The sequence below is a fragment of the Gemella sp. GH3 genome (assembly GCF_013415425.1).
Lineage (GTDB): Bacteria > Bacillota > Bacilli > Staphylococcales > Gemellaceae > Gemelliphila.
The window spans coordinates 52,710-66,238 of the sequence record NZ_JACBYC010000087.1 but is presented as its reverse complement, the minus strand read 5'-3'; the positions used below and the strand labels follow the sequence as shown (position 1 = coordinate 66,238).

General features: G+C 25.9%; 11 protein-coding genes. All 11 read right to left on the bottom strand.

Annotated elements, in window-relative coordinates; genetic code table 11:
* Positions 1 to 81: 81 nt before the first annotated feature.
* Genes HZY83_RS03020 through HZY83_RS02970 form a run of 11 tightly spaced genes read right to left on the bottom strand, consistent with a single transcriptional unit; the run spans position 82 to position 12,927 of the window.
* Positions 82 to 1,101: a glycosyltransferase family 2 protein gene (locus tag HZY83_RS03020; protein WP_179942598.1), complete on the bottom strand. Its 1,020-nt coding sequence runs from the start codon at positions 1,099 to 1,101 to the stop codon at positions 82 to 84.
* Positions 1,102 to 1,120: 19 nt separating this feature from the next.
* Positions 1,121 to 2,053, bottom strand: a complete 933-nt coding sequence (locus HZY83_RS03015; protein WP_179942597.1) for a beta-1,6-N-acetylglucosaminyltransferase — start codon at positions 2,051 to 2,053, stop codon at positions 1,121 to 1,123.
* Positions 2,054 to 2,058: 5 nt separating this feature from the next.
* A complete protein-coding gene (locus tag HZY83_RS03010) occupies positions 2,059 to 3,576 on the bottom strand; it encodes a polysaccharide biosynthesis C-terminal domain-containing protein (RefSeq protein WP_179942596.1) in 1,518 nt (505 codons plus the stop codon).
* Between the two features lie 2 nt (positions 3,577 to 3,578).
* Complete coding sequence (locus HZY83_RS03005; RefSeq protein WP_179942595.1) at positions 3,579 to 5,069, bottom strand: O-antigen ligase family protein; 1,491 nt, start codon at positions 5,067 to 5,069, stop codon at positions 3,579 to 3,581.
* Between the two features lie 20 nt (positions 5,070 to 5,089).
* Positions 5,090 to 6,463: an alginate O-acetyltransferase AlgX-related protein gene (locus HZY83_RS03000; RefSeq protein ID WP_179942594.1), complete on the bottom strand. Its 1,374-nt coding sequence runs from the start codon at positions 6,461 to 6,463 to the stop codon at positions 5,090 to 5,092.
* Between the two features lie 14 nt (positions 6,464 to 6,477).
* Complete coding sequence (locus tag HZY83_RS02995; protein WP_179942593.1) at positions 6,478 to 7,872, bottom strand: MBOAT family O-acyltransferase; 1,395 nt, start codon at positions 7,870 to 7,872, stop codon at positions 6,478 to 6,480.
* Positions 7,873 to 7,884: 12 nt separating this feature from the next.
* Positions 7,885 to 8,988 (bottom strand): glycosyltransferase, encoded by a 1,104-nt coding sequence (locus tag HZY83_RS02990; protein WP_179942592.1) that lies wholly within the window; start codon positions 8,986 to 8,988, stop codon positions 7,885 to 7,887.
* A gap of 17 nt (positions 8,989 to 9,005) precedes the next feature.
* Positions 9,006 to 9,989: a glycosyltransferase gene (locus HZY83_RS02985; protein WP_179942591.1), complete on the bottom strand. Its 984-nt coding sequence runs from the start codon at positions 9,987 to 9,989 to the stop codon at positions 9,006 to 9,008.
* A 15-nt stretch (positions 9,990 to 10,004) separates the two neighbouring features.
* Entirely contained in the window at positions 10,005 to 11,012 is a 1,008-nt protein-coding gene (locus HZY83_RS02980; protein ID WP_179942590.1) for a glycosyltransferase, read from the bottom strand.
* Positions 11,005 to 12,222 carry a DegT/DnrJ/EryC1/StrS family aminotransferase gene (locus HZY83_RS02975; RefSeq protein ID WP_179942589.1) on the bottom strand — a complete coding sequence of 406 codons (1,218 nt, stop codon included), beginning with the start codon at positions 12,220 to 12,222 and terminating at the stop codon, positions 11,005 to 11,007. Before HZY83_RS02975 ends, HZY83_RS02980 begins: the two co-directional genes overlap by 8 nt.
* Before the next feature lie 12 nt (positions 12,223 to 12,234).
* Positions 12,235 to 12,927 (bottom strand): sugar transferase, encoded by a 693-nt coding sequence (locus HZY83_RS02970; RefSeq protein ID WP_179942588.1) that lies wholly within the window; start codon positions 12,925 to 12,927, stop codon positions 12,235 to 12,237.
* Between the last annotated feature and the right edge of the window lie 602 nt (positions 12,928 to 13,529).

Sequence of the window (13,529 nt, the reverse complement as noted above, 5' to 3'; positions counted from 1 at the left end):
AACTAAAAACATTAATTTTTATTAGTATAAAACAAAAACAGATTATAGTTTTTAAAAACAATAATCTGTCAATTAAATCAATTATAAATATTCTAAATTTCTATTAGATTTATACCATTTTTTCCAATTAAATCCCTTAATTAAGCCTACGAAAGTTCCAATTCCATAAGATATATGAACAAAAAATATTAAAAAAGGCATTAGCAAATTGTATATGTTAAATTTATTTTTTCGTATCGCTAATAAAGAAACTAAAAATATCAAAAGTCCGTAAATACTAAACAACAATACTAAAAATATACTATTCCACACACTTAATATTAAAGAAAAAGCTATTGCTATAACAAATAAAAATGGAACATAGTGAAATATAGAAAAACACGCAGGATAAACATGACTAACTTTTCCTATCCAATAACCATTACTATATTTCTGTTTAAGCATCCTTTTAAGATTAGGTCTAGTATATTGTTCAGAATATATACTATTGCTATATCTTATTTTATATCCGTATTTTCTAATTCTATAATGAAGCTCATTATCTTCTACACGACCTACAAGTTCATCTAACAACCCTACATTTTCAAATACTTCTCTTCTATACATTCCTTGAAACACTGAATTTACATAACTAACTTTACTCTCTTTTCTATAATTAGCAACTCCACTACCAAACATATTTTCTTCAACGAGTAATAATGTTTTTGAAAAATTATCATCATTTTCTATTATGTTAGGTCTAGGTCCTCCACACACATATTCTCCACTTTCGATGACTTTTACATTATTTTCTACGAAAGTATCTGCTATGTGTGAATGACAATCCACTTTTAAAAAACAGTATCCATTACCTTCTTTAATACCAATATTCATTCCTGCAGATAATATTTTTTTAGGATTTTTTAATAAAAGTATATTATAAAAATCTGAATTACTGCTTTTAAAATTTTCTAATATTTGCCAACTATCATCTGTTGACATACCATCTATAAATATAAGTTCTATCTTACTTTTAGGATATGTCTGTCTTTTAAAATCTTCTATTAATTTTGGTAGATATTTTTCTTCATTCAACAAACCCACTATTACTGAAACTAACATAAAAATCTCCTAATAATATTTATTTTATTTTTGTAGCAATATATTCTTTTAATTTAGGATATTTCTCTAAATCAAATTTCCTTGAAAATAAATGCCCTGTTTCTATAGCATATTCAAGTTGATTAATATCTTCTTTAGAATCTGTCCAAGTATGCGGAGAACCATCCCACCAATTAATATACCTTAAATTGCCTTGAAATTCTCCTTTAAATCCATTCCATTTCTCTTTATGGTATATTTTGTATTCTAAATTATGTTTTTTTATAAATATAGGAATAAACAGTTCATCAGTTATTAAAGTATTCTTATATATTTTTTTTATATTTGAAATATCTTTTACCAACAAATCAACAGTTTCTTCATCTAGACTCAGCCAATTAGATGCATATCCATTTCCAATATTATACTTTTTTCTATAATCTACATTACATATTTTTTGTATAACTTCTTCTAATCTTCTATATTTTCTTATGAAAAATTGTAAAAGTGAGCTATTAAATCTTCTCTCACTAAGATTAGGAAATAGATGTTTATATTTAATTCTTCTATAAATTTTATTCTCATAATAAATATTATCCGCTACATTTGTAATAAATATTTTATTAGGGTTATTATCAAAAAACTTATATATATATTTACTATTTTGTAATGGTAAATCTACTCCTGATAGAAGATGGTAATAGCTATACTTATTTTTTTCAAAAGATTCTTCAAACAAAATTAGCTCCGCATCAATTTGTGAGTGAGTTCCCCAATAAACTGGAATCCTTTTAGTAAAATATAAATTAGAAAATTTTGGAGTATTCTTTATTTTACCCTTAACATCTTCTGATATATTACTTTTTTTATCTACAAATATATAAATATCATTATTTATATTATCTAAACATTCTATTAGATATTTTAGTTGTTCAAACTTGTTATGTGCAATAATCAAATAAGCTTGTTTCAAAGTTTTCACGTCCTTTTTTTGTGCATAATAGATTTAGCCAAATTGAAAATATTTATTATTTCTTTTTTTTCAAAAATGTAATTTAATAATGTATAGTAAGCTAGTACAATTATAGATATCAAGCTAGCATACAATATCCAGTCAAAATAACTAGATACCGATACACTGATTTTACTAAATATATAAACTATAAAAATCATACTAGCTGTATTTAATAAAATTCTTTTTATTGTTTTTTGTAGAGTATTCTTAACAATATATTTATTATTATATAATATCATATCTACGCTTCTATATAGAAACGATATTATAGTACCTATCAACACTCCATAAATACCTATGTAACCCGCTAAAACTATAGAAAAAACAATATTTATAATAGCTTCTAAAACTGCTCTCCACTGAGTTTCTTTATAGTGTCCACTGGCTCCTATCATAGTATTGCTAGGTATCCTTATGGATTGTAATACCGCCATTAAAGAAAACAAAATAACTAAATTCCCATCATTATAATTAGCATCTGTTACACCTTGCATATAGACATTAACAAAAGGACCTAGTAAAACGGTAAAACAAGTATATACAAAATAAATTATATAAAATACTAAAAATTCGAAGTTACTAAAAATATTATATAATTTAACATAATCTTTTTCTAATAATAAATCACCAAAACTAGGTATAAGAGAATTAGTTATAGATCCAACCAGATTTGATAATGCTGTATATATCATATTGTAAACTACATAAACACCCGCTAGTAATAATGAAGTTGATCCTCCAAATAGTGTTATAACTATTACATCTGTATTAAATACTACAACTGTAGCTATTTGATGAACAAATGCTCCCCAGCGTTGCGATAAATTTATACCAGAAAAATCTTTAGAAAACTCAACATTATAATTTTTATTTATATATAATTTAACAGCTACAAATCTAATAAATAACATTACTGCTGCTACAAACTTTACTATAAAGTAGCTATACCCATTGTATATTAACCATATGCTTGCAACCATACTTAATAACATACTAATTCCTTGGTAAATATTTATAACGTATAACTTCTGATCAGCAGTTAATAAAACTCTATATTTACCAAAAAAGAAATAATCTATAATACTACCTAAAGATAAAATAACTATAATTAACCTTACACTATAAGTGTCTATTTGAGACGATATAAACTGTGGATATATCCATACTAAGAGTAGTATAACTAATATATATATTATTCCTGAACGATAATAAAAACTTTTAGTAGCTCCTAAAATTTTATTTATTTTATTAATATTACTCTCTCTTAACGGATCATAAAGAGCTAAAGTTGCAGCAGCCCCTACACCCGCTTCAATAAGAACTAAAGCAGATATTATCTGATTAACTCCTCCTACCATACCATTTATGCTAGATCCATAGTACAGTACAAATAGTTTATTGACGACAAAACCAGATATAATAGTTATTATTTGTAATATTAATGTTGTTAAAATATTATAAAAAGCTTTTTTAGTTCTCATTATTATTCATTCCTATTATCATATAATTTATTATACTCAAAGCTCAAATATCCAACAAAAAACATAAAGAATATTTGCTGATAAGTTATATTAATAAATGCAGCGTCCAAGAACATATAAGTTCCTAACAATACTAACATACCGTAAAATATAATGTACTCTGCATTAAACTTCCCGATAAAATATTGCTTGAAAAATAATCTGCATAAAATTGTGAATAGCCATAATATTATAATTAAAAATCCTACAATACCATAACTTAATAAAATATTTATATAACTATTATGCATCGCTCTGCCTTCTTGCATAGATGGAATACTGATATCTTCATACCTATCAGCATTAACTTTTTGCATACTAGGACCAATTCCAAATATTGGATTCTTTTTGTACAAAGTTAATGCATCTTTCCAAATAGTCAAACGTCCATTACCTAATTCTTCTGTAGAATCTTCTTTATCTGTAACTACTTTATTTTTTATCTTGCGTTCATCTGCTATTTTATTATTACTTAAATTATTGTAACTATCTAGTGAAACATACCTCATTTTATTATTTTCATATACCCATACGTAATTCTTTAAATCACTTTTTTGTGAAATATAAAATCCTGCTTTCTGAACGACACTAAAACCTAAAGAAAATACCAACAATCCACCTACTAATAAGAATAATTTCTTCAAACCATTTTTAAAAGATTTTTTATATAACACATTAATCAAATATACTAATATTAATAATACCCCTACTACATAGATAGAATAAAAAGCACCTCTTGAATTTGAGAAAGCTATAAACTTATATTCTATAATTAAGAATAAAATCATCATACTTTTTTCTATCTTACTTAGAGAAATTTTATTACTGAATAAAATATAAAGAATTACTATAAAAGTTGCTATACCATACATAGCTCCATAATTCGGATCCTTATATACCCCATAAAGTAACGGAGTAAAATTACCATTTAAAACTTCTACATATCTTATTCCAAGAAAATCTAGAGTTTCTCTATCTATAATATATATGCTTATATTATAATAATACATAAATAGAGATAATATACTTATAATAATTTTTAAAAATATAGCTGGATAAAATATAATTTTAAATATTTGTTCCTTACTATACTTTTCACTTAAAATTTTATACGCTGGTAGCATTATAACCATAGAAAATACCGTCAAAATAGAAGTCTTTATTGAGTCTAAAGTTATAATTCTCAAATTTAAAATTATAGTAAATAAAATTGAGATAGAAAGTAAAACAGTAACTATAATATTAATATCTTTAACTAGATATTTTCTATATATTAAATTGTATAAAATAATTATTAATCCATATCCCATTAATAAATAATGGAACATACTCTCATAAACACCTATATTAGGATTAATTAATTTAAAATCCGGTCTTACTAAATATAGAAAATATATAGAATAAAATATTATCGGATATTTTAGTAAAGTTTCAATATTTAAATACTTCTTCATACAGCCTCCTAAGTTTTATATTAACTTATCTTAAAAAAATTTTTATAATAATTATTACTATCCTTTTCCTTGTAAATTACTTCAATATTAGAAGATAACTCTCTTTCTGTAGATAATTTGTATACATTATCTTCTTTTATTAAATCAAACACCTCTCCATTACTCAATATATAAGCATATTGTACATCTCCTAGATTATACACAGTTAAAGTAGTAATCTTACTATTTTTCTCTTCTTTATAATCTAATTTCTTATTGCCTAATTCAAAACTTTCAATACTATTAATACTAGGATTAAAGTTTATATTTTTCATTTTTTCATATAGGAAATATGTATCATTCAAAGTATATTCTGCTACTTCGAACACTACAATATTAGGTTTAAACATATTAAAATAGTAATCCATATTAAAAATATTATGATAGTTATGTACGACTATATAATCACTAAAGACATTTTGCAAATATTGTAGTCTACCATTTAAATAACTACCTTGAAAAACTAATCCTTTATCAAGATTTTTGGCATTATCAGTATTATTTTGTATATAACTAAACATATTATTTTGACTATCTACTTTAACGTTTGAAATATAGTCCTCTGTTAAATCTGTAAAATTAGTTTCTTTTAACGAAAATACAGGAACTGTATCATCTATTTTGAATTTAGAAACAGCTAACGAAAATTTCTTCTCGTAACTAATATCAAAGTCATCTAATGTTAAATTATCCATATCAGGAAAATCATTTTGCATTAATCTTATAGCATTATTCAATCCATAAAATGCACCCAAATCATTCCAATGTCCTGCATCATATTCCTTATTATAAACTTTTTCAGTATAACTTTTTTCAGTAAGTAAATCCGTATTATCTACAAATTTTACATTGTTAGCCACTAATTCTTTTTCGATATTAGTTATAAAATAACGATTATAATTAACTCCTTTAGGCAAGTATCTAGTATATACAGATGTTTTTTCAGGATTTATAACAACATAAAATTTAGCTCCTCTACTTTCTACGTAATCCTTAAGAGTAACTATCGTATTAGCAAATTCTTTGTGATAGTCTGTATATTTTCTCTCTTCCATACCAAAAAATATATAACCATCTTGACCATAGGTATATATTGGATGAATCATTAAATCAAAGAGCTTATCATTTAATTCTGTATCTTTATTTATTAAATATTCTCTACCATAGATTCTATCATCTATAAACTTTAAGGCTTGACCTATTGTTTCATTACTAAATTTGTTCATTGATGGGAAATCTGTAAGTTTTCTATTATCCATACTAGAAACCACATCTTTATTCCAATTTAAAAACAGTATAGGTATAAACAAAATTATAGAAAATATTGTAATAAAAATTATTTTAAATTTTCTCATATTTCATTTACCTCCTAAAATTGAAAATATAAAAATGGTGTAAAACTAGAATTCATCATTTCTAATATAGCAAGAACAAAAAATATAATTAGTAATGCTTCTTTAACTAATAAAAGTGATACTGTACTATTTAATCTTTTAGACAACGTTTTTAAAATTTCACTTTTTCCAATTATAGCTCCTATTAGTCCCACAGCCATAATTAAAACAGTCTTAACATTAAAGTAATATTCATAAGTGAAATAAATATTACCATTAGGAATGCCTATCATTGATTTAAAATAAACTAAAACATCAAAAAAAGTAGGCAACATAAATATAATCCACGTTAAATAAATTATTATCATAGTTACAAGCCATTTTACAACAATCGGTATTTTTAGATACCAATTTTTATTTCTAACAAGTCTTTCAAACATAACAACAAAACCGTGAAGAATTCCCCACAATACAAAATTAAAAGTTGAGCCGTGCCACATACCTGTTAATAAAAACACGATAAATAAATTTAAATAAACATTTTTTCTATTTCCTCCTAGAGGAATATAGATATACGTTCTAAACCACGTTCCTAGTGATATGTGCCATCTTCTCCAAAATTCTCCTACAGAAGTAGCAATATAAGGATAATTGAAGTTCTCTTTAAAATCAAATCCAAATAATCTACTAATCCCTATGGCAATATCTGAATAACCAGAAAAATCATAGTATAACTGCAAGAAATAACATAACGCCCCAAGAATAGCACTTTGCCAATCAATACCAGACGAATTACTAGAACTTATATTAAATACAACATTACCTAAATTATCTGCAATAAGACACTTCTTTATAAATCCTATCATAATTCTCTCTAAACCGCTGAAAAATAAATCTACAGATACAAATCTAGATGTAATTTGTGAATAAAAATCTCTCCATAAAACTATCGGCCCAGAAGTTATCTTAGGGAAAAATGTGAAAAACAAAAAGGTTTCTATAATATTACCTCTTTTTTGCTTGCCAGTATAAATATCTACTAAATAAGAAATTGATTCAAAAGCAATAAACGACATTCCTAGCGGAACAATTATATTTATCGTATCAACTAGGCTAACTTCTCTAAAAAGAGATATCACATAGCTTGCATACTTAAAATAACTAAGTATTAAAATTACAAAAACTAAACTGAATAAAAACAAATTATTATTTTTGTATTTATCCAAAAAGTACCCTGCTATATAAATTATAGTAATAAATGCAAATAAATATAAAGTAGCTCTCAAACTTGATGTAGCATAAAATACTAAACTAATCATAATTAAATATATATTTAATAATTTCTTATTATTGAATAAATTTAAAATATAATATAATAATACCGACAACGGTAAAAATGCAAATATAAAATGACTTACCGTAAAAGCCATAAGTCCTCCTTGTTAATATTCTATAATTTCTTTGAATTTGCGTGCTTGCTCTTGTAAATCAAATTGATTAATAAATAATCTAGTTTCTTCTTTATCTATACCTTCTATATTTTCCACATATTTTATAATACTGTCAGCCGCTTCTTCTTCATTGCAAATAATTTTTCCGTACCTACCATTAGATGATAATTCCTCAACACCACCTACATTAGTAAATACAAACGGAACTCCTAAAGTCAAAGATTCCACTATGACACCAGGAAAGCCTTCTTTCTCTGACATTGATACCAAACATTTCATATCTATTAAATATTTATAAGGATTTTTTTGATAGCCTAGAAAATGAACATATTTTTGCAAGTTTAGATTAAGCACTTTACTTTTCAATAATTCTTCTTGTGTCCCTGTACCTATGTAATACAAATGATATTTATACCCTTTACTATGTATCCTTAAAAGAACGTCTAACAGTTTATCGGATCCTTTCTCTTTTTCAATTCTACCAATTGAGCAAATAGAATTTTTATTTATATATTCACGCCTAGAGTCTTGAGATAATTTATATATATTATCAAAATTGTATCCATTATAAATCAAGCTAACTTTATCTTTAAATTCTGGATAAATATCAGTAATAGACTTTTTAGTTTTTTGCGAAATAGCTACAATATAGTTTGAATTTCTTAAATACTCTCTATATCTTTTCTTTCTCCAAGCATATTCATCTAAACCAAACTCCTCTATACTTCCATGAATCCAAGATATTTTCTTGATATCTCTTTTTGTAAAAGGCATATCAGGATACATTATTTCAAAATATATTTCTACGTCATAATCATCTTTTTTTACCAAATATTTTCTCAAAAAACTTGGGAAATATTTACCAAACTGATCCAGAAATAAACTAACAAATTTATTATATTTGTATGAGTTATAATAATTTATAACATTAATTCCTTTTGGTAAATTTTCTAATCCTTTATCTCCTCTGAACATTTCTACAATATCTATATCATAATCATCGAAATTTCCGTTCATTAAAATATTTGACAATATTTTTTCTGCTCCTCCTCCGCTAGAAAAAGAAGGAATAGCAATTAGTACTTTTTTTCTCATAAAATGTTATCCTTAATCTATTGACTAATTTTACCTTTATAAAATTTCAAAATTTGTTTATACAACCTTACATTCAAGCTGATAATAAAAGCTGATAATTTCCTGTTTTTAGAAATTACATTATTTTTTAATATTAATCTTCTATTATCTACAAAGTATTTCTTAATCTGCTCATACTCCTCAACTTCTGTATAGTTATCAAGTTCTAGTATTTTGTTAAATACAGAAAAGTAAGAATACATTTCTTTGGACTTCGCATAACTTAATAGATTGGGATAATTATTAGAAACATAATCAACAAATTTCTCAGCTATTTTTATATTATCCAAATGTTTTTTATTAAAATTCATATTAGTTATACTACCATCACGCATAATGTAATAATAAAGCTCTTTATTAGTTATAGCGTATTTATTAGCAACTTCTATTAATTCATAAGTATAAAAGGCATCTTCATAAAATTTATCTTTTGGAAATTCTATTTTTCTCGCAACTTCTGATTTTATAAGTTTCCAACATACTGCTCCGTATATTCTTTCCATACTAAGATATTCTTTTAAATATTCTTCCTTAGTTAACGTTAAGCAATAGTCTTCACTACTATAATAACTTCTTGGTTTATCATTATAAACTATTAAAAAACTACATTCTGCAACATCTGCATCACTTTCTGTTATTATTTCGTACAAGTGTTTGTACATATCTTCGTGAATATAGTCATCACTGTCTACAAAGCCTATATAATCTCCCGACGCTCTTGCTACACCATAATTTCTTGCGTCCGAAAGACCGCCATTTTCTTTGTGATAAACTTTTATCCTATTATCTTTTCTTGCTAAATCATTGCACAAAGTACCACTACTGTCTGTAGATCCATCGTTTACCAATATAATTTCTATGTTTTCATAACTTTGATTTATTATTGAATTGACACATTTCTCTAAATATTTTTCAACATTATATACTGGTACTATTATACTTACAAGTTTTGTGTTACTCATAAATTTACCTCTAAATTATTTATTTAATATTTCTTTTTTCTTATAATGAACCAACACTTTTTTATACATATTTTTATTCAAAAGTAATAATATAACTGCTAATTTCAATGATCTTGAAGCTTTTTTACATTTAATTATTTTATATTTATTATTTTTGAAGAATTTAACAATTTCTCTATATTCCGAAAAATCTTTATATTTATCTACCATTATTAATTTATTAAAAATAGATAAATATGCAAAAGTTAATCTAACAAATGCAATCTCTTCGTATTCTGGATAATTTTCTAGAGTGAATACATGGATTAAATTCATAATTTCTAGCATATCCATATGCTTAGAATTAAAATTCTCCGTAGTTATACTATTTTCTCTAATGTAGTAGTAATAGTAACTACCGCTAGTAATAGCAATTTTTAGATTATCTAAATTAAATAAATCATAATTATAAAATAAATCTTCATAGTATTTTCCTAAAGAAAATTTTAATTGCTTAGCTAATGGAGATTTTATTAATTTACACCATACTGATCCATAAACTCTATCCATTGACAAAATTTCTTTTAAATATTGTTTTGTATCTATAATCTCTTTATACTCTGGACCTTTGTAGTGTGATCTTGTATGCCCGTTTGCATAAACTCTTACTACATTACATTCTACTATGTCTGCATCAGTTTCTTTGGCTACATTGTACAAATGATTATACATATTATAATTTACATAGTCATCGCTATCTACAAAGCCTATATAATCTCCATTAGCTTTCATTACCCCGTAATTTCTCGCATCAGACAAACCACCATTTTCTTTGTGATATACTACTATTCTACTATCTTTTTTTGCAAATTCATCACATAAGTCTCCACTATTGTCAGTAGAACCATCATCTACCAATATTATTTCTAAATTAGAATAATTTTGATTTATTAGTGAATCGACACATCTTTCTAGATAGTCAGATACATTATATACTGGTACTACTATACTAATTAGTTCATTATTTACTATGGCTTTATCCATTAAGAACACCTGCTACTATTTTTTTATAATTTTCTATTATATACTCTACATCATCACCTGATAAATTAGTGTGTAATGGTAATGTTATCTCACTCTCATAATAACTATACGCATTAGGATAATCTTTTATATCAAATCCTTTATTTTTATAAGCTGTTAGGAGTGGTAGTGGCTTATAGTGAACGTTAGCACTAATTCCTATTTCTGCCAATCTTTTAATTATCTCATTTCTTTGTTCAATATTAATTCCTAAAATACGAGTTATATAAAGATGATGCGATGATAAATAGTTTGTTCCTTTATGCTTTAAAGGTATAATGTTACTTCCCTCAAATCCTTTATCATACATATCAACTATATCATACCTTTTCTCCAAAAGTTTTGGATAGCGAGTAAATTGCACAAGCCCTATACTAGCCATAATATCTGTCATATTGCATTTGTAACCTGGAATAACTATGTCATATTCCCAAGATCCTGCTTTCATCTTACTCAAAGCATCTTTCGTTTGCCCGTGTAAAGAATATATTTGAAATTCTTTGTAAAGCTCATCGTTATCAATGTTAGCATTATCTTTCCAAGTTACACAGCCACCTTCTGCTGTCGTGAAGTTTTTTACGGCGTGAAAAGAAAACGAACTAAAGTCTGCAATATTTCCTGCTTTTTTACCAAAATACTCACTTCCTAAAGAGTGCGCACAATCTGCAACAACTGCTACTCTGCCTAGTTGCTCTTGGTATTTTGAATTAGCGACAAATAAATCTTTTTTTCTGTCTAATATATCAAAAAGTTTATTATAATCACAAGGTATCCCTGCTAAATCAACTGGAATAATAGCCTTTGTTTTGTTGTTTATAGCTAGTTCTAACTTGTTATAATCCATTTCAAAGCTATCTTTTTGGATATCTATTAATACAGGCGTTGCTCCTACGTGATAAATAACACTGCAAGATGCTGTATAAGTCATAGCAGGAACTATAACCTCATCTCCTTCTCCTATCCCTAAAACTCTAAGAGTAAGCTCTAAGGCTGCTGTTGCTGAATTAAGGCATACTGTGCAAGAAGTTCCCATATAATCTGATAATTTTTTTTCTAATTCTTTAGTCTTTGGTCCTGTAGTTATCCAACCTGACTTTAGAACCTCTGTTACTGCTGCAATCTCTTCTTCAGTTATATCTGGTGGTGAAAATGGTATATTTAATTTTGACATATTATTCTCCTATTATTTCAATACTCCTAACAAAGTATTAATCATTATTTTTATATCATTTATAAAACTAAAATTCTCTAGATACTCAAGGTTATATTTCATCTTCTCTGGTAAGATTTTATCAACATAAGCATCATCTACATTCATACCCTCTAATAAATATTTATCTAATTCTTCGTTTTCATCTTTGTACATTATACTCGCAGTTGAAGTTACACCCGCCGGCAATAACAAGGTAGCATACATCTCTCTGCTATATCTAGATACATATTTAGCTACTTCTGGTCGAGTACCTACAAAACTCATATCTCCTAATAAAATATTTATTAATTGTGGTAATTCATCTATTCTTAAATTTCTAAGTTTTTTGCCGACTTTACTTATTCTAGGGTCATCTTGCAATGTTACCGCACTTCCCAGCTTATCAGCATTTTTTACCATAGTTCTGAATTTATAAATTTTAAACTCTCTTCCATAGGTAGTTACTCTCTTCTGACGATAAAAAACTTCCCCTGGACTATCTATTTTTATCCAAATAGCTATAAATATAAGAACTGGCGATAAAAAAACAAGTAAAATTAAAGCTAGTATTCTATCAAAAATATACTTTATAAATAAAGAAAATTTCTTTTTTCTTAAAATATTGTAATAATACTCTACTTCGCTATTTTGGAATTTACTATCTAATTCTTTAAAGTTTTTCATAAAAATTCACTCTCATTATAATATCTTTTAATTATAGCATATATTTATATTAAAATAAAACTGATTAAATAATATATCTATATTTAGTAAAAGAATAAAAAAAGATAATACGATAAAAAATCGTATTATCTTAAATTATAAACTATTAATTATTTAAATGCTGAAGTTTTTGGTGAAGCTTTGTTGCCAGCTGTTCTTGATTTAGCTGCTTCTGCTGCTTTGGCTACAAGATCTGATTTATGAGCTTCTAAGTAAGCTAATAGTTCTTTTTCTACTCTTGGTCTTACTTCTTCTTTTTGTTTTGCATTTTTAGCTGCATCTTCTACAGTTACATTTCCTGCTTCTCTACCTGCTACTGATGCTTTTTCTGCTTCGTTTAATTCACGTGCTAATACTGAAGTAGTTGGTAAACTAACCCAGCTACTAATACTGATAATAATACTTTCTTTTTCATAATAAAGTATCTCCTTCCAATTTACTGATTATTTATAAGTACGTATTAGCACTCATTAAAATAAATGTCAAGAGCTAGTATCAAATAATAGTCATTTTTTGTTTTGGTATCGTTTACTCCGTTTATTTTATAGAGTTTTTATAATTGA

Bases quoted from the DNA above. Each gene is read 5' to 3' on its own strand.
- HZY83_RS03020 (WP_179942598.1), bottom strand. From the start codon at position 1,101: ATGTTAGTTTCAGTAATAGTGGGTTTGTTGAATGAAGAAAAATATCTA.
- HZY83_RS02985 (WP_179942591.1), bottom strand. From the start codon at position 9,989: ATGAGTAACACAAAACTTGTAAGTATAATAGTACCAGTATATAATGTT.
- HZY83_RS02980 (WP_179942590.1), bottom strand. From the start codon at position 11,012: ATGGATAAAGCCATAGTAAATAATGAACTAATTAGTATAGTAGTACCA.
- HZY83_RS03005 (WP_179942595.1), bottom strand. From the start codon at position 5,069: ATGAAGAAGTATTTAAATATTGAAACTTTACTAAAATATCCGATAATA.
- HZY83_RS02995 (WP_179942593.1), bottom strand. From the start codon at position 7,872: ATGGCTTTTACGGTAAGTCATTTTATATTTGCATTTTTACCGTTGTCG.
- HZY83_RS03000 (WP_179942594.1), bottom strand. From the start codon at position 6,463: ATGAGAAAATTTAAAATAATTTTTATTACAATATTTTCTATAATTTTG.
- HZY83_RS02990 (WP_179942592.1), bottom strand. From the start codon at position 8,988: ATGAGAAAAAAAGTACTAATTGCTATTCCTTCTTTTTCTAGCGGAGGA.
- HZY83_RS02975 (WP_179942589.1), bottom strand. From the start codon at position 12,222: ATGTCAAAATTAAATATACCATTTTCACCACCAGATATAACTGAAGAA.
- HZY83_RS02970 (WP_179942588.1), bottom strand. From the start codon at position 12,927: ATGAAAAACTTTAAAGAATTAGATAGTAAATTCCAAAATAGCGAAGTA.
- HZY83_RS03010 (WP_179942596.1), bottom strand. From the start codon at position 3,576: ATGAGAACTAAAAAAGCTTTTTATAATATTTTAACAACATTAATATTA.